The organism is Nocardia sp. NPDC050799, assembly GCF_040654015.1.
In the GTDB taxonomy this organism is placed as follows: domain Bacteria; phylum Actinomycetota; class Actinomycetes; order Mycobacteriales; family Mycobacteriaceae; genus Nocardia.
This window is the reverse complement of sequence record NZ_JBFAHF010000143.1, coordinates 1-1,010: the sequence shown is the minus strand read 5'-3', so window position 1 is coordinate 1,010 and position 1,010 is coordinate 1. Positions and strand designations below refer to the sequence as shown.

1 protein-coding gene is annotated in these 1,010 nt (G+C 52.9%); it reads left to right on the top strand.

All coding sequences use genetic code 11. The annotated features are described in order from the left end of the window. Positions 1 to 286: 286 nt before the first annotated feature. On the top strand, positions 287 to 781 hold the full coding sequence (lrp, locus tag AB0H42_RS35980) for a leucine-responsive transcriptional regulator Lrp (RefSeq protein WP_004928318.1): 495 nt from the start codon (positions 287 to 289) through the stop codon (positions 779 to 781). Positions 782 to 1,010: the final 229 nt, after the last annotated feature.

Sequence of the window (1,010 nt, the reverse complement as noted above, 5' to 3'; positions counted from 1 at the left end):
AGAAATTATCCCCGTATCACCAGCAAATCGTACGTATTTGCGCCGCGAGGCGGCAATGCGCGGTGGATGTGCGGAGCAGGGCGCGCAAGCGTTTGCTGATTTTTTCTCGACCTAAACGTCGTTGCCGGCGTCGCGCGGGGTTGGACAGACAGGCTGCGCGGCGTGGAATGATGGTAGTGAAGAAGCACATGACAGGCATCGGGTCTTCGCTTGGAACGAACCCTTACACATTGACGTTGGCTAGGGTGTGGCACGTGCACGGAAGAAAATAAGAGAGACAATAATAATGGCAGACAACAAGAAACGCCCGGGTAAAGATCTCGACCGTATCGACCGCAACATCCTGAATGAGCTGCAGAAGGATGGGCGTATTTCGAACGTCGAGCTTTCGAAGCGCGTGGGGTTATCCCCGACACCATGTTTAGAACGCGTGCGCCGTCTCGAGCGCCAGGGTTTCATTCATGGCTATACCGCATTGCTTAACCCGCATTATCTGGATGCGTCCCTGCTGGTTTTCGTGGAGATCACGCTGAACCGTGGCGCGCCGGATGTGTTTGAGCAATTCAACTCGGCAGTGCAGAAGCTTGAAGAGATTCAGGAGTGTCATCTGGTTTCCGGTGATTTCGACTACCTGTTGAAAACCCGCGTACCGGACATGTCGGCGTACCGCAAACTGCTGGGCGAAACCTTGCTGCGTTTGCCGGGGGTTAACGACACCCGTACCTACGTAGTGATGGAAGAAGTGAAACAGAGTAACCGTCTGGTTATCAAAACACGGTAAGGTGCAGGTGCAAAACCTGATTAAATTGGTTACACTCCTGTTTATTCATACAGTTTCGGCGCCGGGGAAGCTTCTCGGCGCTGTTGCTATGTCAGCTAACAGGAACCTGGAGAGCCTTTCTTGAGCCAGGAATATACAGAAGATAAAGAAGTTACCCTGAAAAGACTCAGCAGTGGCCGGCGTTTGCTGGAGGCTGCGCTTATCGTGGTAGCGATTTTTGCCGTTTACC